The sequence below is a fragment of the Hymenobacter sp. BT559 genome, assembly GCF_017571525.1.
GTDB classification, from domain to species: domain Bacteria; phylum Bacteroidota; class Bacteroidia; order Cytophagales; family Hymenobacteraceae; genus Hymenobacter; species Hymenobacter ginsengisoli.
This window is the reverse complement of record NZ_JAGETY010000023.1, coordinates 19,467-39,419: the sequence shown is the minus strand read 5'-3', so window position 1 is coordinate 39,419 and position 19,953 is coordinate 19,467. Positions and strand designations below refer to the sequence as shown.

The 19,953-nt window shown below is 63.1% G+C and carries 13 protein-coding genes; 4 read left to right on the top strand and 9 right to left on the bottom strand.

Annotated features, from left to right (window positions below):
• Positions 1-157: 157 nt before the first annotated feature.
• The 5 genes from J4D99_RS21425 to J4D99_RS21405 form a co-directional block, all read right to left on the bottom strand.
• Entirely contained in the window at positions 158-1,588 is a 1,431-nt protein-coding gene (locus J4D99_RS21425; protein WP_208133791.1) for a T9SS type A sorting domain-containing protein, read from the bottom strand.
• A gap of 186 nt (positions 1,589-1,774) precedes the next feature.
• A complete protein-coding gene (locus tag J4D99_RS21420) occupies positions 1,775-2,662 on the bottom strand; it encodes a phage tail-like protein (RefSeq protein ID WP_208133790.1) in 888 nt (295 codons plus the stop codon).
• Between the two features lie 65 nt (positions 2,663-2,727).
• On the bottom strand, positions 2,728-3,192 hold the full coding sequence (locus J4D99_RS21415) for a tail fiber domain-containing protein (protein WP_309509646.1): 465 nt from the start codon (positions 3,190-3,192) through the stop codon (positions 2,728-2,730).
• Between the two features lie 141 nt (positions 3,193-3,333).
• Positions 3,334-5,058, bottom strand: a complete 1,725-nt coding sequence (locus tag J4D99_RS21410) for a glycine rich domain-containing protein (RefSeq protein ID WP_208133788.1) — start codon at positions 5,056-5,058, stop codon at positions 3,334-3,336.
• A gap of 283 nt (positions 5,059-5,341) precedes the next feature.
• A complete protein-coding gene (locus J4D99_RS21405) occupies positions 5,342-7,051 on the bottom strand; it encodes a 7TM diverse intracellular signaling domain-containing protein (protein WP_208133787.1) in 1,710 nt (569 codons plus the stop codon).
• A gap of 380 nt (positions 7,052-7,431) precedes the next feature.
• On the opposite strand from J4D99_RS21405, the gene J4D99_RS21400 reads away from it, so the two are divergent.
• The 4 genes from J4D99_RS21400 to J4D99_RS21385 all read left to right on the top strand — a co-directional run bounded on the left by J4D99_RS21400 (position 7,432) and on the right by J4D99_RS21385 (position 10,792).
• The gene (locus J4D99_RS21400; protein ID WP_208133786.1) at positions 7,432-7,809 is read left to right on the top strand and encodes a transposase; all 378 of its coding nucleotides are present in this window, start codon (positions 7,432-7,434) and stop codon (positions 7,807-7,809) included.
• Positions 7,806-8,729 (top strand): IS3 family transposase, encoded by a 924-nt coding sequence (locus J4D99_RS21395; RefSeq protein WP_255555179.1) that lies wholly within the window; start codon positions 7,806-7,808, stop codon positions 8,727-8,729. Before J4D99_RS21400 ends, J4D99_RS21395 begins: the two co-directional genes overlap by 4 nt.
• An 882-nt stretch (positions 8,730-9,611) precedes the next feature.
• Entirely contained in the window at positions 9,612-9,893 is a 282-nt protein-coding gene (locus tag J4D99_RS21390) for a transposase (protein WP_208133784.1), read from the top strand.
• Positions 9,890-10,792, top strand: a complete 903-nt coding sequence (locus J4D99_RS21385) for an IS3 family transposase (protein WP_208133783.1) — start codon at positions 9,890-9,892, stop codon at positions 10,790-10,792. Before J4D99_RS21390 ends, J4D99_RS21385 begins: the two co-directional genes overlap by 4 nt.
• A 184-nt stretch (positions 10,793-10,976) precedes the next feature.
• Here J4D99_RS21385 and J4D99_RS21380 read toward each other — a convergent pair whose 3' ends face one another.
• From J4D99_RS21380 to J4D99_RS21365, 4 genes are all read right to left on the bottom strand, one after another.
• A complete protein-coding gene (locus tag J4D99_RS21380; RefSeq protein ID WP_236018797.1) occupies positions 10,977-11,192 on the bottom strand; it encodes a PID-CTERM protein-sorting domain-containing protein in 216 nt (71 codons plus the stop codon).
• 76 nt (positions 11,193-11,268) lie between these two features.
• A complete protein-coding gene (locus J4D99_RS21375) occupies positions 11,269-15,069 on the bottom strand; it encodes a T9SS type A sorting domain-containing protein (RefSeq protein WP_208133782.1) in 3,801 nt (1,266 codons plus the stop codon).
• A 30-nt stretch (positions 15,070-15,099) separates the two neighbouring features.
• Positions 15,100-16,875 (bottom strand): DUF4331 domain-containing protein, encoded by a 1,776-nt coding sequence (locus tag J4D99_RS21370; protein WP_309509643.1) that lies wholly within the window; start codon positions 16,873-16,875, stop codon positions 15,100-15,102.
• Between the two features lie 696 nt (positions 16,876-17,571).
• Positions 17,572-19,884 carry a TonB-dependent receptor gene (locus tag J4D99_RS21365; RefSeq protein ID WP_236018796.1) on the bottom strand — a complete coding sequence of 771 codons (2,313 nt, stop codon included), beginning with the start codon at positions 19,882-19,884 and terminating at the stop codon, positions 17,572-17,574.
• Positions 19,885-19,953 lie beyond the last annotated feature (69 nt).

The window sequence follows — 19,953 nt, the reverse complement described above, 5'->3', positions numbered from 1 at the left end:
ACCCCCGCAAAGCGTGACAAAGGGTGAAGCTCGACCAAGCCGCACCAAGAGGGTGCTTTTCGCTTGTTCGGCACTAAGCTGTGGCAACTCTACTTGCCCGTTAGGCCGCGCTACCGTCGCGCGCCGCACGGTGCCCCGCTCGCCGCGGAGCCGTCCGCTAGCGCGCCTCCACCGTCAAGCGCAGGGCCTGACGGCCCACGCGCACCAGGTACACGCCCGTGGCGTAGCCGCTAGGTAGCAGCAACTCGGCCGTGCCGCTGGCATCGGTGGTAGCAGCCAGCACCTGGCGGCCCACCCCGTCATACACCTGCACCGGGGTGTCGGCCGGCGCGCCCCTGAGCGTGGCGGCCCGGCTAGTGGGGTTGGGAAACAGGGCCAGCGCCGCCGCGCTGACCTGCACCGCGCGCACGGGCGAGTAGGTCGCCGTGCCATCGGTATCGACCTGGCGCAGGCGGTAGTACACGGGGCTGGCCGCGTAGCGTACTAGGGCCGGGTCCACGAGCTGGTAGGCGTGGGCCGGCGCGCTCGTGCCGTGGCCGGCGACCGTGGCCAGGCGCCGATACCCCTGGCCATCGACGCTGACTTCCACCTCGAAGCGGTCGTTGTGCTGTTCCGAGGCCGTGGCCCAGTCCAGGCGCGCATCCCCGCCCTGCGCCACGGCGGTGAAGCTGACCAGCGTCACGGGCAGCGGCTGGCTGGTATTACTGAGGGTGAGCACGCCGAATTGCGTCACGTTGGCCGTGAACGAGCGGGCGCTGGCGCTGGCCGGCGCGCCCTGCGGAGCCCAGGGGCCGCTGGCCTGGTCGGCGCGCCAGAGCTGGGCGGGCGTGGCGGGGTTGAAGCCGTTGTCGTCGTCGCTCAGCCAGCTCACGGTGGCCGATGCGGGGGTAGCCGCGCTCGGGGCCTGGGCGGCCGTGACCTGCCACACCCGGTCGATGCCCTGGGTGGTGCCGCCCACGTTCGTGCCGTAGCTCACGCCCGCCGTTTGCAGCCCCGCCGTGCGCGTCACCGTGACGGGGCCCAGGCTTTGCCCATTCGGATTGAGCACCAGGCCATTGGTGAAGTCGACGGAGCCCGTGCCGGCACTCACGGTCGTGCGCGTCACGGCCAGCCGGCCCTGTACGTACTGGCCCGGGGCCTCGCCCACCACCCGGCCCCCGTCGGGCAGGCTCAGGATGTAGAGCGCCGCCCCGACCCCCTGGGTGCGCACCAGGCCTTGGGTCAGGGTCAGCAGGGTACTCACCACCAGGTCGCCCCCGATAAACAAGCGGTTGCTGCCCGCCGCCCCGGTGTTGCCGAGCGTGAGATTACGCACGGTAGCCGCGCCGGGGACAAAGGTTTGGTCCGTGGCCCCGCTAAACAGCAGCGTGCCGCTGCTGTTTAGCGGGCCGGCATTGTTCAGGTCGCCAGTGAGCTGCAGGGTGCCGGCGCTGGTCAGGGTGCCGCTGGCGTTGTTCTGCACGGTGCCGGCCACGTAGAGCACGGCACCGGTGCCCACCGTGAGGGTGGCACCGTCGTTGGTCAGGGCCGTTTGGGCCAGGCCCGCCAGTGAAGGCAGCAGCAGGGCCAGGGTAAAGAATATTTTCATCGGAAGCATTCAGGAACAAGATGAGGAAAAGCATCGGGGCTGTTCGGCCGCCCGGTGCGGCGGCCTGGCTTAGCGTTGGGCCTGCCCACCGCCACCGCTGGACCTCGAAGGCGGCGGTGGCGGCAGGGCCGGGGCTTCGGCGGTGGCGCTGGCCACCGGAGTGTTCGCCCGCGAGCCGGCACCTGCCTACTCGGCCTGCGTCACGGTGTAGTTGACCTGCACTCCATAAATGGACACAGCGGGAGTGGAATAACCGAACGTCGCGCGCAGGGAGTAGCCGGTGTTCGTATTGTCGATAGTTCTTCCCACCGGGATGGTGGCCTGCGTGTTGCCCGGACGACCCGTAGAAGTGAAACTAGCCAGGGTTTGCGAAGGGCCCGGGATATAGTTGGCTACCAAGGCCAGGCCAACGCCGAAAGGGGCTCCGCCGTTGTTATAATCCTGGTAGATGAGCACCAGGCTGGTGACCACGGCTCCTTGTGGCAGGTGCAGGAGAACGACCAAGGAGCCGGTGGTCGTGCCGTACACGGTTTCAGCGCCGCCGCTCTGGCTGGCTACGTACTTCGCATTATCGGGACTAGCGTCCGCGGGCTGAAAGTCGTTGGGGCCGTAGACGACGGTGTAGGCCTTGGGCGAGGCGTAGCGGTAGGCGCTGGCGGCGGGCACCTGCACGGCGCCGGCCACGGCCGCATCGCCGGCGCTGCTGAGGGTGAGGCCGGCCGTGCCGCCGTTGCCCACCAGGGCATTGGCCCCGAGGTTCAGGGCCTGGGTGGCCGTATGGTTGCCCAGGTTGTCGGCCCCGAGGCGCACCCAGGCCGTGCCGCCGTAGGCGTAGAGGCCGGGGGTGTTGTCGGTCTGATAGATGAGCAGGCCCGCCACCGGGGCGGCGATGGCGCCCGTGCCCATGGCCAGCCGCTGGGCCAGGCTCAGGCGGGGCAGCAGTAGGCCCTTGCTGGTGCTCACGATGTCGAGCGCCGCCGAAGCCGCTGGGGCGGTGGTGCCGATGCCGACGCCCTGGGCGCGGGCAAAACAAGGGACGGCCAGCAGCAGGGCGAGGAGTAAGCGACGATTCATTTTTCAACAGGGGAATAGTGAACGGGAACAGTAGCCCGCCTTTGCTGGAAGGCAAGAAGCAAAAATTAGCGCTGGGCTTGCCCGCCGGCCCCCTCCAGCCGCCGCAGCCGGGCTTCGAAGGTTTCCAGCGTGGCCGTGGCTTGGGCGGCTTTAGCGTCCGCAGAAGCCGCTTTGGTTTCGGCCGAAGTGGCGCGGGTTTGCAGAGCGGTATTCTGGGCTTTGAGGGCCTCAATCTGCTGCTGCTGTTCTTTCATAGCCTCCACCAGCACGGAAGTCAGTCGGGAGTAGTCGACGCTCTTGTAGCCGTCGGCGTCGGTGGTCACCATCTCGGGGTAGTAGGGCTCGATTTCCTGGGCGATGAAGCCCAGCTGCCGGCGGGCCGGGAACTGCTTGTCGGGAAACTCGGCCTGCTTCCAGTAGTAGGTCACGCCGCGCAGCTTGAGCACCGAGGCCAGGGCGCCCTGCACCGGCACCACGTCGCGCTTGTAGCGGCCGTCGGAGGCGCAGTTGAGGCCGCCCGAGGCGCAGATGTTGCCGATGACGGTCAGCTTCTGGCCGGGGGTTGTCGTGCCGATGCCCAGATTGCCGTTGCTGTCAAAGCGTGCCCACTCGGATACGTTGTTGTTCAGGTCGGACTGCCCGAAGCGGATGCCGCCCGGCCCGCTGCCGTTCTAGTTCAGCAGCCAGGTTTCGCCCAGATAGCCGCTGCGGTTCCACTGCAGGTGCGCCCCCTGCTCGTTGATGATATCAGCACCACGAGCCAACAAGCCATTGGCCGAGGCCACGCTGGTGAAGTTGCTGCCATCCAGGGGCGGGGCTGCGTAGAACGGCGCGGGCGACAAGGTGATGGTTCCGTTGCCAGGGTTGGCGCCAGCCGTCATCGTCGTGTTCGTCGAGCTGGGCGTCACCCAGGACGAGCCGCCGCCCCCGGGACCATATTGGGGGAACGCAGTTCCGCCGTTTAAGCCGCCGCCCCCGCCGCCGTAGTAGCCGCCGCCGCCGCCGCCGCCGGCATTTCCTTGTCCGCCCTGGCCCAGACTGCCGCCCGAGCTTCCGCCGGCCGTCTGGGTGCCGCCCGAGCCGGCCCAGCCTGTATAGTTGAGCGTGCTGCCCGCGTTACCGTTAGGAGCCCCGCCGTCGCCGCCATTGAAACCATTTTGATAATCCGCACCGCCACCACCGGCCGCTACCACCAGCTTGGTGGTCCCGCGCCGCAAGTCGGTGGCCCCGCCACCACCGGCTGAGGGGTCGCGCGAGCTATTGCCGCCCCCATTGAACCCGCCGGGAGCCTGACTAGTCAAGGAGGTGCTGGAAGTGCCAGCGGTGCCTACGTAAACGTTCAATACCTCACCGGGTACCACCGCCAGCGTCGTTTGCACCTGCGCCCCCTTGCCGCCGAAGCTGCTGAGGGAGGCGAACGAGCCGCCTTGGGCCCCGCTGGCGCTCACGGCCAAGCGCGTGACCCCCGCCGGTACGGTGTACGTCTGCGCGGCCCCGGTGGCCGCGAAGGTGGTAGCCCCGTTTTGATAAGGCTGCTGGGTAGCGCTCAGCGCCTCGTCCCAGCTCGTGCCGTTGAAGGTGTTGAGGTGGGCGGTGGTGGTGTTGTAGATGGTCAGGCCGGCCGCGGGCGAACCGATGGCGTTGCGTTGGTCTTGGCTCATCCGGGGCGGCAGCAAGCCTTTGCTGGTGCTGCTCACGTCGAGCGCGGCCGAGGCGTCGGGGGCAGTGCCAATGCCCAGGTGGCCGTTGTTGTCGAAGCGGGCCCACTCGGTGACGGTATTAGCGCCGCTGCTCACGGCATCGGACGCGCCGAAGAAGATGCCACCAGAGCCGAAACCTTTCTGGTTGAGCAGCCAGGTCTCGCCCAGCCCACCGCTGCGGTTCCATTGCAGGTAGGCGCCCTGGGTTCTGATGGCGGAGCTGGCGCGGGCCAGGATGCCGCCGTTCACATCGAGTTGCTGGGTGGGGGTGCTGGTGCCGATGCCCAGCTGGCCGGCATTGCTCACGCTCAGGCCCTGGCTGCCGCCGTTGCCCACGAGCTGATAGCCCCGCAGGTTCAGGTTTTGGGTGGCCGTGTGGTTGCCGAGGTTGTCGCCGTTGGTGGTGGTGCCCACCTGCTGCCAGCTGGGAGCAGCGGCCGTGCCCGCGTTGTAGTAGAAGCCGGCTGGGGCGCCGGTCTGGTAGACGAGCAGGCCCGGTGCGGGCGAGGCGACGGCCGAGGCGGCGGCCACGCGCGGTAGCAGCAGGCCCTTGCTGGAGCTCACGATGTCGAGCGCAGCCGACGCATCGGGGGCGGTGGTGCCGATGCCCACGGAGCCAGTTTGGGCCTGCGCGGTGAGGGAGGCGGCCAGCAGGAGCAGGGCGGCCAGCGGGGCGAGGAGGTAACGGTGTAGCATGGATGCGTGTTAGGAAATGGACGAACGAAAGCCGGCTGGCCGGCCGCCCTTGCGGCCACGCCGGCGCCGAGGGCTCTCCTCTGGCACCGGCGGGCCGCCCGCTCCGGGCTGCGGAAACGGGGGCTGGGGCGGTGGCCGACCACCCCAACCGGGTGCAATAGTCGCCCCTTCCCGGCCCGCTTTCCTAAAATGGCCTGTGGACAAAGCGTAGACATATTTCTGTAAACCCCTACTAGTCAAGTTATAATTATTTTATCATCCGGCTGGCAAACCGGATAAAGACCTACTCGCCGGTCGGCGCGTCACCCGTCGCGGCCCGGCCGGCGAGTAGGTCGGCGGCGCCCATTTTCTTATAGAGGCGGGTCTTGGCCCGGCGCACGCTGGCCGGGTCAATGTTGAGCAGGGCCGCAATTTCCTTAGCTGAGAGCTGGATGTGGAAGTAGCTGGCCAGCCGCTGCTCGTGCGGAGTGAGGCTAGGATAGTTTGCCTGCAGTTCCGCGAAGAAGCGCGGGTGCACCTGCTCGAAATGCACCTTGAACCTCCCCCAGTCCTCGTCGAGGTAGACGTTGCTGTTGAGCACCGACTGCAGGCCGGCCAGGGCTTGCTCTTGGTCGGGCCGCTGCTTGTGCAGCGCCCGAATCTGGCCCTGGAGCGCGGCCAGCAGGACGTTCTTCTGCTCCACATAGAGGGCGGTGGAGGCCAGCTCGCGCTGGTTGGCTTCGAGCTGCTGCTGTAGGTCTTGGTGGGCGGCCTGCTGCTGGCGGTGGTCGGCGCGCAGCGCGGCCTGGAGGTGGCTGTTCTGGAGCACAATTTCGCGGTGGCGCAGCTGCTGCTGCCCAATGTCCAGGGCCAGGGCCGCCGCGTCGCGCTCGGTGGCCAGCAGCGCGTGCTGCAGGTACTGCAGGTGGCTGTTCAGGGCCAGGGAGAAGCTCAGCACGTGGGCCACCAGGGCCAGATGAGGCAGCAGGTTGCCGTCGTTGTCGACGGTGAGGGCCACGTGGTAGCCGGCGGCCAGCCCCACGCCCAGCAAGGGCAGCACGGTGGCCAGCAGGTAGGGGCGGGCCAGCGGCAGCTGCCGCCGGTGGGCGGTTACCGCGGTGGCCAGCCCCAGCCCCAGCAGGGCCAGCACCAGCAGGTTGTCGAGGCGCAGCGCGTACTGGTCGAGGTAAAAGCCGCTCAGGTTCACCCCCCCTACCGCCAGGGTAAACAGCGCGTAGCCCACCAGCCCGTAGCGCAGGGCGGTATCGAGGCGGGGTAGGCGGGCGCGGGTTCCCAGGTAGGTGCGCGTGAGCTGCACCAGGCCCAGCAGCAGCAGGACGACGCTCAGGTGCATCAGCGCACTGTTGAGGGTGTAGGCGTAGCTGCGGCCGTCGGGCAGCAGCCGCTGGCTGAACACCGGCCCCGGCCACGCCTGCTTGAACGCGCCCCGGTAAGCCGTCAGGTAGAGCACGGCCCCCAGCTGGCCGCACAGGTACCAAGCCGTGGGGCGGTCGCGCCGGCGCAGGTAGGCGTGGGCGTTGGCGAGCAGCAGCAGCCCCAGCACGGCCAGTGCCACCAGCCAGGCCAGCAAGGAAAACTGGTCGGCCCGGCGGGCGCGAGCCGCCGGCACCAGCTGCACCTGCAGGCGCACGGCCGAGAGCCGGGCAGCACGCGGGCCCAGGTCAACCCGCACGTAGCAGGTAGTGGTGGCGGCCGCCGGCAGCCGCAACGGCAGCGCGCCTTTCACCCACTGGCTATCGGTGGCCACAGCCACCCCAGCGCGCCGGGTGCGCCAGGTGCGGCTATTCTGGTCGAGATAATAGAGGGTGTTGTCGAGATTGGGCAGTACCGTTAGCTGGGCGTCCTCGGTGTAATGGCTGGGGTTGGGTAGCGCCACTTTCAGCCAGAAGCGGCGGGCCTGGGCGGGGCGCAGCGAGTCGGCGGGGGCAAAGATCAGCGATGTGTCGCGGAGCACGCGCGGCCAGGCGTAGCCCCGGTCGGGCAGTACGCTCACCTGGACTACTTCGTGGCCTGCCCACCTCTCCCCGCCCGCCCCTGGGTGCGCCCCGGCGCGAGCTAAGCTGGCCAGCAAGCAGAGGACAAGCAGCAGGATCCTTTTGGGCACGGCAAATGCGTGGTGGGGTAGCGAAAGCACGAAGATGCATCGTGGGGCGAATGGGACCGCATTTACGCACGCCTGTCTGCGTGGAACAATTCTAGTGGCCAGGTGCTTCGCTGTGAAGCGTTGCGCTTCAACAGTGGCATCGGTTAAAAGGTTGGTACAGAAGGTAAGTGAGTAGCTTTCACACATGACAGCTACTCGTTAAAATTCTGCATCCGGTGGGTTGTCTTGTCCTGAAATAGGTTGACAGTTTTTGCTCAAAAAACTGTTTTATGGAAGAGCACATTCGCGCCTTACTCCAGCGCTTTCAGTACAGCGAGCAATTCAAAGAAACGGCGGCGTTCCGCGTGGTCTTTGGGGGCGAAGCGCTCAGCCAGGTGATGGCCGACCTAGATATCCACAACAGCTATACGTTGCGCAACTGGGTGAGCCTTTACCAGCGCAAGGTGCAGACCGGCTTATTCGTTAGCCCAGCTATGACGCGAACGCAAAAACGGGATGTACAGGCCTTACAGCAGCACAACGACGAGTTGGAGCAGGCTTTGCAGCAAGCCAACCTGCTGATTTTAGCCCTGCACACGATGATTGACGTGGCGGAGCAAGAGCTGCAACTGCCTATCCGAAAAAAGTCTGGCACCAAACGGTCCTGAGACTTCAGGAAAACGAAATCGTGCGGGTGAGCGTCGGTCACCTGTGTCGACTGTTTGGTGTAAGCCGACAAGCCTTTTATCAGCGCCAGCACGATGCTCAACGGGTGCGAGGCCATTCTCTGCTAGTGTTGGACCTGGTGCTCGCGCTTCGGCGCGAGATTCCAGGCCTGGGCACCCGCAAGCTGTACTTGCTACTGCAACAGCCGCTGGCGGCAAGCGGCATCAAAATAGGGCGCGACAAACTGCATCAGCTCTTGCAAACGCACGACTTGCTTCTGCGTCAAAAGCGGTCAGTGCCGAAAACGACGAACTCGGCGCACAGTCTGCGCAAGTATCCTAACCTGCTAGTGGATGTAGAGTTAACGGCACCACGGCAGGCCTGGGTGTGCGATATTACCTACTTGTGCATTGGGTTGAGTTTCGGCTACTTGTCTTTACTAACCGATGCGTATTCGAAGCTTATCGTGGGCTACTGCCTGCACCCGCTACTCACTGTGGAGGGCTCGCTGAAAGCCCTAGAAATGGCCTTGCAGCGCGACCCGCCTACTGCTACCCCCTTGATTCACCACTCGGACCGTGGGAGTCAGTACTGCAGCTTTGCCTATATCCAGCGGCTCCGCCAAGCCGGGATTGCTATCAGCATGACCCAACATGGTGACCCCTATGAGAATGCCATCGCCGAACGCGTTAATGGTATCTTGAAAACAGATTTTCGGCTTAACCGCGTGTTTACCACTTTTGACGAGGCGGCCCGCGCCGTCGAGCAGAGCGTGCGTAACTATAATTACCTGCGCCCCCATATGAGCTGCGGGTATCTCACCCCGGCGGCCGCCCACGCCAGTACTGAGCCCTTGCAAAAGCACTGGAAACCCAAAGTATACCGGCCTACTCAGCCCCCAGCCTCAACTGATACTGCTTAACTTGACAACCTGCTACCAGGATTAGAATCACTCATTTTTCCTCCCGCGAAAACTGACAACTTTTTTTCAGGATTAGACAACTGGTCAACCCAGGCCCGGACTATCGTCAAACGGTCAACTTATTTCCGGACGAGACAGTAGTAGCCCATCCCGGAAAAAGACCAGGGGCAAGATGCTCATAGCAAAAGCCGTGCGCTACCAGATAACGCGCTGTTGCTCATTTATTCTGCTCTTGTTTTTTAGGCGGCCGAAAGCGATGGGGTACCACAACCAATTCAGCCTCGCAGTCCGTGCACCTCACCAGACCCATGGTACCATAAGGGACATTCACCGCTTTGCAGCAGGCGAAGCACACGTGTTTAGCTCCCATAAACGAAAGTAATCTCCCTTTCATTAAACGGTTGCTGACAGCTTGCTTCACCTAGCCTGCAGGCTAGGTAGCTGGTTTCGTCACTGAAGTATAGAGAACGCCCTGTAGCCAGGCGTTTTGTGAACCGCAAGGTCTCCAAAAAACGGTGCCCGATGACGGCTCCAAAATCCTGCGTTTTTCAACGTACTGAGGCACTAGCGCGAATAGCCTAGAATAGGAGCGTAGCTACTGCAGAACCCCAAGGCTTGACCACTAAGCGGTTGCGGCTAGTCCAGGAACCCATAAAAAGCAGCGTTATCGTTAGGAAGAAGGACTTAAGTAGTTGCCAAAGGCGCTACACGAGGGCCTCTGCTGAGTTCTGCAACAGCCACGCCACCCTCCTTCAGGCTATCAAAGAGTAATAGTGCAAATGACTACGCGCAGTATAGGTTTTATTGAATGACAAAGTCATAGAAGGTTTTTTGAGGTGGTCTAGCTGAGCAAGACAGAATTGGGCAGTACTTTTCTTCTCCATGGAAAAGCCTGATAAACGCCGCAAATACGATGCGGCCTTCAAAGCGGAGGCCCTGCGCGTGGCCAGCGAAAGCCGCTCGACCCAAGCCGCTGCCCGCGCCTTGCATCTCAATCCCAAGCTGCTCTATAAGTGGCAGCAAGAAGCCCTGCCTGCCCTACCCACTAACCCCGCCGAAGCGGCGCAGGTGCGCCAGCTGCGCGCGGCTAACAAGCGCTTGGCGCAGGAACTGGAGATTTTAAAAAAAGCCATTGCCATCTTCAGCACCCCGCCGACCCCGTGAGTCGCTACCAGTTCATTGACCAGCAGCGCGCTAGTTACCCCGTGCGCCTGCTCTGCCAAGTGCTGGGCGTCACGCCTGGCTGTTACTCTGCGTGGGTAGCACAGGGAGCTAAGCTGGCTAAACCAGTCCGGGAAGCGGCTTGGAAAGCGGCCCTGGTTCAAGTCTTTATGCGCCATAAGCAGCACTACGGCACGCGTCGGCTGCGGGTCGAGCTACAGGCCCAGGGCTACCGCGTCGGCCGTCAGCGCCTGCGCGCCGAGCTGCGCCGCCGAGGACTGCGCGCGCTACAGCCACGCGCTTTTACGCCGCGCACCACCGACTCCACGCATGGCCTACGCTGCGCCCCCAATCGGCTGCTCGACCAGCCGGCCCCAACCCGCGCGAATCAGGTCTGGGTCAGTGACATTACGTACTTACCCCTGGCTTCGGGGCAGTGGGCCTATCTCTGTGCCTTCCAAGACGCTTACTCCCGCCAGGTAGTGGGCTGGCAGGTACTGGCGACCATGCCCGAAGAGCTGGTGACCAGCGCCTTGCGCCGGGCACTACTCGCCCGGCAGCCCGCGCCCGGCCTGCTGGTGCACTCCGACCGCGGCGGACAGTACTACGGCAAGGCCTACCGCGCCCTGCTACACCGCCACCAAGCCGTGCGCTCGCAAAGTCGGCGCGGGGAATGCCTCGACAACGCGCAGGCTGAAAGCCTGTGGTCGCGCCTTAAAACGGAGGAACTCGAACAACGCGAGTGGCCTGTTTTTCGCGATTTAGCCGATACCCAGCACAGCGTGGCCACTTATTTTGACTACTATAATTACGAGCGCCGCCACTCCGCACTCGCTTATCAGACCCCACAAGCCTTTTACTTACAACAACTTAAAAACACTGGCCTAAACTGTCTTGCTTAACTGGACCACCTCACCTTTAACTACTGTGACAAGCTGCCCTAGGTGAAATAGCAGCTTGGTATGCTTCGTCTGCTGTACGCACACGCAATTGTTATAAATTATATCACCAAGCATAATGGCCTCAGTAAATAGAATCCATTCTATTTACTGAGGCCATTAACCTTCTTATCATTGCTGAGAGTGACTACCGAGTGCGGCGGCGGTCACGCAACTTTTTTAGGCCAAAAGCAACTCCGCTGGCAAGTAGCAGCGAAGCGCCGCCATCAATGGGCACGGCCGTGGGGTTGACCTGCGGCGTGGGACCACCCGAGCCGGGGGTTTGGGCTTGGGCGGCTACTACAGCCAGCAGTAGAACCACGGTGGTGGCGCCCAGCGATTTCATTAAGAAATTCTTATTCATGAGATTGAGAGCTTTAGGAGGAAAAAGTCACCTTGAGCCGGCTAGCCACCCTAAGTGGCGGCTAGCCGGCCGGGCGCTACTGGGCTACTACTACACGCTTTACTACTTGGTTATCACCTGACTTGAGGCGGAGCGTGTACACGCCCAGCGACAGGTACGACACGTCGAACTGAGCCGAGGCACCGGCGGCCGTCATGGGCAGCACCTGCTGGGCCACTTGCTGGCCGAGCTGGTTGAAGAGCGTAGCCGTGACGGGCGTGCGGCCCAGTTCGGCGGGCACCACTACCGTGAAGCTACCCTTGGCGGGGTTCGGGTAAAGCTTGACCTGGTCGGCTACCGCGGCGGGCGCCGTGGCCAGCGGCGAAGCGCCGAAGAGCAGGCTGAAGCGGCCGGGCAGCGAGGCCGAATTGGCCGTGAAGCTGTACACGGGCTGCTTGCTGAGGTCGATGCGGGCACCGGTCTGGGTATCGAGCAGGTACACCGGCGTGGCCGAGTTGAAGTTGAGCAGGTCTATGGCGTTCAGGCTGTAGCTGCCGGGGCCCGATACCTGCACATTGAGCGGCACCGTGACCGCGGCGCTCGTGAGCGGGGCTAGCCCATTTATCGAAAGCTCGTTATTGGTGATGAGGCTGCTCACGCTCATGCCCGACGAATTGGGCAGCTTGAAGGCGTCGAAGCGGGGGTCGAAAGCGGCCGTGGCACCCTGCTCAAAGTACACCGTGGTTTCGTCGATGAGCGGCGTGCTGCCCTGCAGGCGCAGGCGCACTTGCGGCCGGGGGTCGGCGGTGGTGCGGTTGAAGCTCGGCGTGGTGGCAAAGCTGGTGACGCGGGCGGCGTTGGTCAGGGCCAGACTGCCACTGCTGCTGGGGTTTGTAACCCGCATAAAGAAGCCCTGCATGGCGGCTACCTGCGGGCTGCCGCCCATGCCATTGACGTAGCTCCGGTACTGCCCCACGTACTGGCCGGTGCTCTGATACACGTACACCGCGTCGTCGAGGTTGGTGCGCGTCACGCCGGCCGTCACGCCGCTTACCTCCGTGAAGTCGATAGGCGACGGATACGGGTTGCCGAGCAGTTGCCAGCCGCTCTGCGTCTGGGTGCCGCGTGCTAGGCCGGCTATGCTCTGCGGGCCATCGTTGAGCGTGCCCATCAGGTCCACCACCGAGCTAGCCGGGATATTGAGGTCATAGCCGCGCACCGGCGTCATCACATCAGTGGCCAGGGGCACCAAGAAGCCCTCGTCGAAGTCAATCGAGCCAGCGCTGCCGCTGGTCGTCACGCGGCTCTGCTCGTAGGCATATACGTTCGGAAAGGGCGTTACCGCCTTCGGGGTTGGCGAGGTGTTGTAAGCCGTATTGTAAATAGGTGTAAAGCCCGCCACATTCGAGGTCAAGTCGTTGAGCGTGGTGCTCACCATCGGCGAGCTGTAGTGGCGGTAGCCGGCCCCGGGGTTGAAGGCGGGGTCGATGGCGCGCTGCATAGTAGCCGGGCCACTCACGATACCGGCGGTGTTCACTACGAGGGCCGTGCCGGCGGTGGGTGTCGAGAGCAGCGTCAGCATCTGGCTAGTGCTGGTATTCAGGTTGCCACTGGTGAGGGCCACCGTCTGGGCCACGCCGACGCCTCCATTATTCAGGGTGAGGCCGGCGGCATTGTTCACCGTGAGGCTACGCACACGGCTAGGCAGGCCAGTGCCCGAGGTTTGGGCGTCGGAGCCGATGTACTCATAGCTGGCATCGTTGGAGAACGAGCGCGAGCCGGTGAGTTGAATGGCCCCGCTAGCCCCGGTGGCGGCAATGCCGTCGGTGGCGCAGATGCGCAGCGTGGCGCCGGCCTGCAGCTCAAACGTGCCCGAGCCGGTGATGGTCTGGCAGTTGGTAGCCAGCACACCACGCGTGCTCAGGGTACCACCAGTTTGCACTACTAGCGCGCCGTTTACCACGATGGGGCCATTGAACGAGGCCACGCCGGTGCTCGTGATGGTGATATTATTATACGTGCCGGCTTCGACGGGCATGGCCGTGCTTACTACCAGGTTGGGCACCACGATGCTGTTGGTAGGGCCGCTGGCCGGGCTGGTGCCGCTCCAGGGCGTTTGCAGGAAGGGGAAGGTGGCCCGGATAGTCGTGTCATTTTTCTCCACGCCGGTCGTGAAGCCCAGCACGTTGCCGAGCTGCGGCGTCACGGGGTTGGTAGCGGTGGGCCCGAAGTCGTCGTACCACAGGCCGATGGCGGCCAGCACCACGCCGCTCACGGCCTTCAGCTCAATCTGGTCCACGGCATCCTCCAGGCGGCGGCCGTTGGGAAAGCCGTCCATATTGGGGATGTTCTGCAAGCTCGCGTCCTTATTAAAGCGCCCGTCGGTGAGGCCTAGCGCGGCGGCGGCCAGCAGGCCCTGGTTGCTGAAGTCGGCCGAATTGCGCGGGGTGGGCGGCACGGCCATATTCAGGCGCAGCATATCGCCCACCACCGGCAGGAAGTTGTTGATGAATGGCTTGCCAGCCGCCAGCGGGTTGCCGCCCTTGCCAGTGGCTAGCTGATACGGAGCAGCATTAGGCACGCCGGTGTGAAAAATTGGCTTGATATCGGCCGAGCGCGGCTGGCCGGGGCCCGGCAGCAGGTAGTTGCCGTAAGTGGCGGGGTCGAAAGCCGTGCCCACCAGAGCCGGGTTGCCCTTGAGCGGATACAACCCATCGGCCCCATTGCGGAAGTCGAAGCCATTGGCCGGAAAGCCGGCGCGGCCATACAGCGACTTGGTTTGGATGCGCAGCGCCGCCACGTTTGGAATGGCCTCACCGTAATACGTTTGGCCAGCAGGCTTGGGCGCGGCGCCGTTCATAGGCGAGTTGTCGGCCATGTAGAGGCCAAGCTCGGGGTTCGAGAGGTAGCCGTCAGTCACACTCGACTCGGTGTAGGGGGTGCGGGCATTCCAGGAGTCTTTGCCGCCGATGGGAGTAATCACCTCGTTGGTGAGCGGCATACCCAGGCGCGACACCTGTACCCAGTCGCCGCTGTTGGCGGGGTCGGCGGTGCTGCTCAGGGTTTGCATGGCTGGGCGGCTAGCCGAGGCCCACACCCCAATTACATAGTCGGGGTCCAGGATAGTGGTGGGGGCATTCTTGCCGCTTTTCTGGAGCACCGTAATCGGAATGCTCATCGTAATCGAGTGGCAGTTCTTGTGCGACAAGCCATCGGTAGCCTTGGTGGGCCGGATGTTGGCCAGGTCGAAAATGGCGCCCAGGTCGGCAAAGAAGGGGTCGTCGGCCGGGCCGCACAGCATTTTCTCGCCCGTGCTGGCCGTGGTGATGGCGCTCTCGCGCACGTCGGTTTCGTAGTTGGCCTTGGCTAGCCCCGCCCCGCTAGTAATAGAGCGCGGCCCCACGTTATTAGCCGGCACTATGCCATTGGTGATAATGGCCACTGGCGCGCCGCCATTCACAATTTTCTCGCAGGTATAGGTAGTTTTTAAGTTTTGCTGCCCGAGCCGAATGTTGAAAAACGTGGTCGGGTCTTGGTTCATCCGCGTGAAGGTGAAACGATACGTGATGTCGTCGCTGGTGGTATTAGCAGCGTTATTCTTCACGTGAATCTCGTAGCGCACATTCTCGCCGAAGGTCGAGTAGTTGGGGCCGCCCTGCGGCAGCTCAAACGGAATGTAGTTGGCCACGATGGTTACCCGGGTGGCGTCGTTGGGGTCCACGAAGGCGTAGAGGTCGGTGTTGTCGGCCACCGGGTCGTCGGCAATCAGCGGGGCTTCGCGGTGCGAGGAAGCCTCCAGGGGCGTGTAACGAAGCTGACTCCAGGTGGCCAGGCCGCCTACTGCCGCAGCCACAAGGGCCGGCAGCGCGACATAAGCGCGTAACTGTTTGGAATTCATTTTAATAGACGATAGTAGTGAGACAATGAGTTAGCGGCGCACGCGGTAGCCCTCCCAGGGCGTTTGCACGTAGGGAAAGCTGGCGCGGAACGTCGTGTCGTTTTTCTCGACCCCGGCGGTGAAATTCAGCACCCCCTTCAGGCTCGGCGTCACGGGGTTGGTGGCAGTGGGGCCAAAGTCGTCGTACCACAGGCCGATGGCCGCCAGCACGGCGCCGCCCACGGCCTGCAACTCAATCTTCACTACTTCGTCTTCGAGGCGGCGCCCGTTGGGAAAGCCGTCCATGTTCGGGATGTTCTGTAAGGCTTGGGTTGTATTAAAGCGCGGGTCGGTGAGGCCTAGCACGGCCGCCGCAATCAGGCCCTGGTTGCTGAAATCGGGCGAGTTGCGTGGGGTGGCAGGCACGGCCATGTTCAGGCGCAGCATGTCGCCGCCGGGGCCGCCGTTGGCGGTGCCGGTCAGCGGCAGGAAGTTGTTTACGAAGGGCTTACCGACTGACAGCGGAAGGCCATCTTTCTTATTGACAGCCAGCTGGTAGGGTGGCAGGTTCGGCACGCCGGTGTGGAAAATCGGCTTCAAGTCCACCGAGCGGGGGCTATTAGCCACCAGTAGGTAGTTGCCAAACGCATTGTCGGCCAGCGCCGTGTTGGCCACCAGCGGCGTGCCCTTGAGCGGATATAGGCCCGGTGCCTGGTTGCGGAAGTCGAAGCCCCCGTCATACGGCGCGGGCAGGCGGCCATACAGCGACTTGGTTTGCATGCGCAACGCCATTAGGGCCGGCACAGCCTCGCCGTAGAAAGTCTGGCCGGCCGACTTGGGCGCGGCCGGGGCCACGGGGTTATTGTCGGCGGTATAGAGACCCAGTTCGGGGTTGGAGAGGTAGCCGTCGGTCACGCTAGCCTCGGTGTAGGGCGTGGCGCGGTTCCAGGCATCTTTAGCCCCGATAGGATTAATGGCCTCGTTGAGCAGCGGCATGCCCAGGCGAGATACCTGCACGTAGCTGCCGCTGGCCGTAGTGGTGCCACTGCCGCTGTTGCCGTTGAGCGTGCGCATAGCCGGGCGGCTGGCCGAGGCCCACACGCCAATCACGTAGTCGGGGTCCAGAATGTTTTTTGCGGCCGATACCGGCTGGCCACTTTTCTGCAGCGTGGCAATCGGGATGCTGAGCGCAATCGCGTGCACGTTGTACTTGCTCAGGCCATCGCGGCTGCCGCGGTTCACGCGCAGGCCGGCCAGGTCAAATACGGCTCCCAGGTCCACGAAAAACGGGTCGTCGGACGAGCCACAGAACACCTGTTCGCCACCGCTGCCGCTTGCCGTAGCCACCTTGCCCTGCCGGTAGGCCGTGTACGAGGCCTGGCTCAGGCCCACGCCCGAGTTGATAGAGCGCGGCCCGATATTATAGGCCGGCACCTCGCCATTGGTGACGATGGCCACCGGCGCGCCACCATTCACGATTTTCTCGCAGGTGTAGGTGGTTTTCAGGTTTTGCTGCCCTAGCCGCACGTTAAAAAATGTGCTGCCGTCCTGGTTAGTCCGTGTAAAAGTGAAGCGATACGTGATGTCGTCGCCCGAGGTGGCGCCATTGTTTTTAACGTGAATCTCGTAGCGCACGTTCTCCCCGAACGTGTAGTAGTTGGGGCCACCCTGCGGCAGTTGAAATGGGATATAGTCGGCAATGAGCACCACCCGCGTGGCGTCGTTGGGGTCCACGAAGGCGTAAACGTCGGTGTTGTCGGCCAGTGGGTCATCGGCAATCAGCGGGGCTTCGCGGTGGCTGCTGGCTTCCAGCGGCGTGTACTGCACGGTGCTCCAGGTAGCGAGCGCTGTAATGGCACATGCCCCGACCGCCCATTGAAGAGGTCTGGTAAATCTGTTCATGGAAAAAATGAAAGGGTGAATGGGTAGGAAACGCAACAAACAATCCTGCCTCGCACCGCCGCAGCCGCACAAGGAAACTATTAGATAATACCAAGCCCTAGCGGCCTTCAAAGCTTAAATGGCAGCAGAGAGGCCTAGGGCTCTTATTTAGTCGGATTGAAAAAACTGGAAGCAGATAATCTGCCCAAACGTGTACTACGCAGCCTGTGCCTGGCGCCCGCACCAGATGCACACAATGCACTACTTATTACCCTGGTTCAAGTGCCTGATTAACTACCGAGTATACCAAGCGGCTTGTTACCATATCTTCTTTTCAGCTTGCTAGCATATACGCTGCTGGTTTCAAGTCGGACTCTTAAAAATGAACTTTTTTCAAAAAAAATTAATACGACACAATTCGTACGTAACTCACACTATTTCTCACTGTAAACGCCTGCTTAATAATTGCACTTATTCAATAAAAAGATTTCGCCAAATAGTTATAAAAGGCCGCGAGGAGCAACAAGCTCGCGCTGCTCACGTCCTAGCACAGGGTTTTGCTCCGCATTAAAAAGAAACAGCCCGCTCGGGCGCGAACTATAGTTCGCATCCAAGCGGGCCTTTGGGTATGAAAGCCACGCGCTAGAAGAAAACGCTGGCGTTGACCTTTATAAAAAACGGCGTGCCGGGCGTAAAATTCAGCTCATTGACGGAGGAGGCTTCGCCGCGCAGCCGACTGTTGGTGGCAAACTGAGCCTCATTCCAGGCTACGTTCAGCAGGTTTTCGGCCGTGGCCCCTAGCTGGAAGCGCGGCCGGGTATAATTGACCACCGCATCGAGCAAAAAATAGCCCCGCGCCCGAATGGCGTTGTCTTCCTGGGCCGCGCGACTGTCGATGTGACGGTAGCGTAGGCTGGCGCTCAGGCCGTTAGGGTTTTTAAGCGTAAGCCCACCGATGCTGGTGAAGGTAGGTGCCAGCGGGATGTAGTCCTCGCCGGCCGGCGCATCCACGAGGCGGCCGTGGCTGTAGTTGACATCGGCATCGAGAAAGAGGCGGCCAGTGAGCTGGTAGCGGGCTGATACATCGACGCCGTAGCGGCGGGTGGGACCGGTGCTTTCGGTAGTGCCCTCGTCGCCCGAGTACACCAGCTCGTCTTGCAGGTGCAGGGTCCAGAGGGCGGCGTTCACCACCAGGCTGGGCACGGGCTTGAAGGTGCTGCCTACCTCGGCGCCCACGGCGCGGGGCAGCGCATTAAAGCTGCCGGTGCCCTGCACCACGCCCCGCGCATCGTTGGAGTGGAAGCCCAGGCCCGAGCGCATAAACAGCTGCACCGCCGGCGAAAGCTGGTAGTAGAAGTTGAGCTTGGGCGACACCCGGCCCCGCACCACGCGCCCCGCTAGGGGCACAAACCCGGCGGCCGCATCGGCTTTCTGCCCCTGGAACTGGAAAATAAACAGGTCGGCGCGCACGGCCGCGTTCACAGTCAGGCGCTCGGTCAGCTCCAGCGTTTCGTCGAGGTAGGCGTTGATATCCTGCTCGTAGAGTCGGCCCGTATTCACCGTATCCAGGATGCGGCGCTGGGCGGCATGGCGCAGCCCCAGGTCGGAGGCGTCGATGCGGGTGCCCAGGCCCACTACCGTGTGCAGGTTGCGGGCGCCCAGGTGGTTGTCGCGGTCGTAGGTGGCGGTGTAGCCGTAGAGGTTACGGTGGTCGGTCTGGTTGATTTCGTCGCCGTTCACCGGGTCGTTCTTGAAGAACGTGAAGTCCGAGAACAAGCTAAAATTGTAGCGCGAATAGTACGCCTGCTGGCGCAGCACCGCATCGTGGGGCAGCGCCGTAGTCAGCACCACCGAGGCGTTGGTGCGGTTGGTGCTGCCGCCCTCGCTAGGGTCGAGGCTGCCAAAGCGCGAGATAAGGCCTTCGGTCACCGCGCGGTCGGGTATCTGGCCGCTGGCATCCCAGTTGGAGGTGAAGTGCGAGCCCAGCAGCGTCAGCGAGGTGCGCTCGGTGAGCTGGCCGGTGTATTTGAACAGCCCATTGAAGCGCTTGAAGTGCTGCGGCGCGTCGAAATAGGAGTTGGTGAAGTTGTATTCGGCGGCCACGTAAGCGCTCTCCGGCCGCTTGCTGAACAGGTGATGCGTGCCCAGCAAATCGAGCAATACCAGGGCGCGGCGCGTGTCGAACCGGCCTACCTCCAGCTTTACCTGGCTGTGGTCGAGGCTGGTTTTAGTAGTGAACTCGCCCGCGCCGGCCGTGGCAAAATCGCCGAAGCGCGCCGTGTACGGGCCTTTGTATACTCGCAGCTGCTCCACCGTTTCGGGAATGACGAAGTGAAAATCGGCGTAGCCCTGGCCGTGGGCGTGGCTCACCATGTTCACCGGTAGCCCGTCGATGCTCACCGCGAAGTCGGTGCCGTGGTCGGCATCGAAGCCCCGCACGAAAATCTGCTCGGCCTTGCCCCCACCCGCGTGCTGCGCAATAAACAAGCCCGGCACCAGCCGCAGCAAGTCCTGCGCCGAGTTGATGGGCCGCAGGGTCTGGTCGATGTGCGAGATGGCGGCTAACGTCTGGTTGGGGTCGCGGGGCTGGCTCACGGTTACCTCAGCCAGGTTGAGGCTAGTAGAAGCGAGCGTAGTGGTCAGGCCCCGCGTTTCGCCGGCTGCCAGCGTTATCTCGCTGGTTTTTAGCCGATAGCCTAGCGCACCTAGTTGCACCCGATAGGTACCCGCCGCTAGCCCCACCAGCCGGAACTGCCCGAGCGCATCGGTAGCCGTTCCGCCCGGCTGCCCCAGCAACGCCACCCGCACACCCGCCAGCGGCTGGCCCGACAGCGAGTCGGCCACGGTGCCGCGCAGCGCGGCCGGGCGCTGAGCCCGGGCCACTGGCGCGGCCAGCAGCCCTAGTCCCAGCACGCCCCACAAAGTATTATATTTCAGCAATTTACTAAATCGCATACCAACGCTCTAATAACGGCCAGCCCGCACCCGCCCGGGCGCGCCACTGGCGTCAGCTTCAACCAAAAT

Bases quoted from the DNA above. Each gene is read 5' to 3' on its own strand.
- J4D99_RS21425 (WP_208133791.1), bottom strand. From the start codon at position 1,588: ATGAAAATATTCTTTACCCTGGCCCTGCTGCTGCCTTCACTGGCGGGC.
- J4D99_RS21420 (WP_208133790.1), bottom strand. From the start codon at position 2,662: ATGAATCGTCGCTTACTCCTCGCCCTGCTGCTGGCCGTCCCTTGTTTT.
- J4D99_RS21410 (WP_208133788.1), bottom strand. From the start codon at position 5,058: ATGCTACACCGTTACCTCCTCGCCCCGCTGGCCGCCCTGCTCCTGCTG.
- J4D99_RS21400 (WP_208133786.1), top strand. From the start codon at position 7,432: ATGGAAGAGCACATTCGCGCCTTACTCCAGCGCTTTCAGTACAGCGAG.
- J4D99_RS21390 (WP_208133784.1), top strand. From the start codon at position 9,612: ATGGAAAAGCCTGATAAACGCCGCAAATACGATGCGGCCTTCAAAGCG.
- J4D99_RS21380 (WP_236018797.1), bottom strand. From the start codon at position 11,192: ATGAATAAGAATTTCTTAATGAAATCGCTGGGCGCCACCACCGTGGTT.
- J4D99_RS21375 (WP_208133782.1), bottom strand. From the start codon at position 15,069: ATGAATTCCAAACAGTTACGCGCTTATGTCGCGCTGCCGGCCCTTGTG.
- J4D99_RS21365 (WP_236018796.1), bottom strand. From the start codon at position 19,884: ATGCGATTTAGTAAATTGCTGAAATATAATACTTTGTGGGGCGTGCTG.